The sequence below is a fragment of the Deltaproteobacteria bacterium genome (assembly GCA_029860075.1).
Classification (GTDB): Bacteria; Desulfobacterota; JADFVX01; order JADFVX01; family JADFVX01; genus JAOUBX01.
Window position 1 is genome coordinate 1 of sequence record JAOUBX010000161.1, and the last position, 2,986, is coordinate 2,986.

Here is a 2,986-nt window from a genome sequence, read left to right on the forward strand (position 1 = left end):
GCAGGCCCGTGGCATCGGTTTCAGTAAGCAGCCTGCCCAGCTTGTCATAGGTGTAGGTTGTTGACTTTCCGTTGGCGTCGGTCACCTGGGTCAGCTTGTCCACCCCGCCGCCGCAACTGCCGCAGCCGGCGGCGCTGTAACTCATGAAGGTGGCCTTATTGAGGGCGTCGATAACGGATTGGATAGAACCATCATCCCATATATGATCAGGTATAAAATTTCTGTTCGCTCTTGCCATCTCTTTCCTTAAACACCCCTTTTTACCCCCAAAATAGGCCTTCTAAGCCTATTTTCAGGCCTTTTTCAAGACCTTTTCCTTTAACTTTCAACTACTTAGCTAGGTCCGACCCCAGCACTGCCAGCGATGCGTTATGTGCCATACATGACCCGGTATAAATATCCTGTTCGCTCTTGCCATCTCTTTCCTTAAACACCCCTCTTTACCCCCAAAATGGGCCTTCTAAGCCTGTTTTCAGGCCGTTTTTTAGATCTTTTCCTTTAATTTTCAACTACTTAACTCGGTCCGACCCTATCGTATTATCGTATTTTCGTTATAATTATCCCGGTCATCATTGAACTGAAGAACCAAGCAACACTGAGCACCTTGTACACCATAAAATATACAATGAGATTTAGACTTCTCAATTTTTCCTTCTGCTTTATATATCGCACGAGTTTTATCATATTCGATTACCTCTTCTACAAGATCCATAACTCTGAAGGAAATATATTTTTTTCTGTCAATTATGGCTTTGTCGAAATGAATGATCCCTTCATTAGAAGACATACATAAAACATCTCTTAGAATGTAATTACGCAATTCAATCTCCAACGTACGAAGTCCTTCACTAAGCAACTTGGTATAAGAAAAACTAAGTTTGCCTTGATTTGAATAATAACGGCTTAATGCATGGTCGAATCTATCATCATTGAGTTCAATAAGGTAAGCAAAGGATGAGTAGCTCCTTATGTTGCCATCTACTGAAGCCACTCCAGCCAAATACCCATCTAGCCTAGCTACATTTTTAGATATTAAGTCTAACATAATTATTGATCCTTTCTGAATAAATTGATACCTCATCACTATGCTTTGCTGAAGATGGCCATGGCCTTTTTTAATATATCCCGCTCCATCTCGGTATCTTTAAGCTTCTTCTCCAGTTCACGTATCCGCTTCTGCTCTTCTGTCAAAGCTTCAATGCCTTTGCCAGGAAAAGCCAATTCTCCTTTTTCCTTTAGGGCCTTCCGCCATTGATAAATCAGGTCCTTGCTGATCCCCAAGCTCTCTGCCACTTCCGGAATACTTCTTCCAGGCTCCTGTGACAGTAACACAGCATTTCTTTTAAAATCTGAATCATACTTCCTTCTTTTTTGAATACCCATTCTTTCCTCCAGTCGTGTTATTATAACGACTTAACTGGGTGTCCACAATATCGGGGTAGGTTCATATCCTAAGAAGGGCAGCGTCCACATATAATTCGATAAGTTTCTTCTAGCTTCTCCTTAGCAGCAGTTAATATTGCAATACGTCTAACATGACCACCATAGCTATCTGATGCTGGATTCAAGTCTATTTTCCTCCATGCAATTTGTGATCTCAATACATTTATTGCATGAAGCAAGCGTCGACACGCTTCATCACCGCCAAAAGGGTCTGGCTTAAAATTTAGAGCTTCATTTTCTTCATATTTATCGTAAGGAGCGGGCTCTTTTGCCTTCCCGCCTCCTGACATAGCCGCTGCCCCAGCAGCAGCGCCCCCAACTGTAGCTGCGCCACCACTAGGAGATAAACCACCGCCACCACCTGTTGGAACAACAGTATAAGGGGGAATTAAGCTGCTTCCACCTCCAGGTGTAAACTGTATCGGACCCCCAGGTTTATAACCTATCAATCCCCAAGGATCAATCCAATTCACCGGATTCTGTTGGACATAAGAATAAACATTATAATCCCCCCCCTCAAACCCAATCGGATCCTTACTTATAAACCTCCCCACCTCCGCATCATAAAACCTCGCACGATAATAATAAAGCCCCGCCTCTTCATCCCACTCCCTGCCCGTATAAGTATAAAGCCTATCAAGCGATCCCTTAACAAGGTTCCCAAAGGAATCATAACCAAAACTGTAACCCGCCTCAGATGTACCCGATGCATTAGTCAACTTCATAACAGAACCGAGTCCATCAGCATGATAGTAATACCAGCTCCCTCCCGTCTTTACCGCCAAGGGCTCATCAATACCCGGCCCATGAATAAACTGCTTAACTAAAGTGGTACTATTCTCGTAAACAGCAACAATATCCTCATTATCATAGAGATACTCCATATTCACCGTCACCGAACCATCAACAGTGACCGTTCGCCCAATACGCCTGCCAAAGACGTCATACTCATATTCAACAACAGTTGAAGAAATACCGAATACCCGCTTTACGCGAACAAGCCGCTCTTCATAGTCATAACCATAATCAACGCTGTCAGCCACATCCGTAAAGGTTGTCTGGTAGCCTTTACCCGCCACATCATAATAGGTAAATCCGCCAACGGTTGTCGAATTGGTAAAATCAGGATCGAAACCAGGGTAATAATTGTTAATGAGGTCATTATCATGGGCCTGCCTGTTACCAATGGCGTCATAAGTGTAGTTCTCGAACATGGCGCCCTCGGTACTGGTATGTGAAGCAAACCTGAGACGATAAAGATCGTCATAGATGTAGGAGATTTTTTTGCCGTCGGTGGCTTTGCTCAAACGGTTGCCCACCTTGTCGTAGCTATAAACGGTACTGGAAACACCGGGGGTAATAACCCCCACCATGCGGCCTGAAGCGTCATAAGAGTAGTTTGTAAAAACAGTGTTTGGATAAGTCAGCTTCTCACGACTGCCGTCAAGGCGGTAGTCGTAATCGAAGACTCCCGGCTCTGCTGTGATCGTATCAAGCTGATTTGCATCGGTATAAGTGTAAGTTATGGTCCGATTGAGACCCA

Annotated in this window: 3 protein-coding genes and 1 pseudogene; all 4 read right to left on the reverse strand. The window is 44.0% G+C overall.

From position 1 onward, the window contains the following. On the reverse strand, positions 1 to 238 hold a 238-nt coding region (locus tag OEV42_21480; GenBank protein MDH3976842.1), incomplete at its 3' end, for an RHS repeat protein. A 291-nt stretch (positions 239 to 529) separates the two neighbouring features. After that, a complete protein-coding gene (locus tag OEV42_21485) occupies positions 530 to 1,045 on the reverse strand; it encodes a hypothetical protein (protein MDH3976843.1) in 516 nt (171 codons plus the stop codon). A gap of 15 nt (positions 1,046 to 1,060) precedes the next feature. After that, positions 1,061 to 1,383: pseudogene (locus OEV42_21490) on the reverse strand (transposase). A gap of 68 nt (positions 1,384 to 1,451) precedes the next feature. Further along, positions 1,452 to 2,986 (reverse strand): RHS repeat-associated core domain-containing protein (locus tag OEV42_21495; protein MDH3976844.1); only part of this gene is annotated, 1,535 nt, incomplete at its 5' end.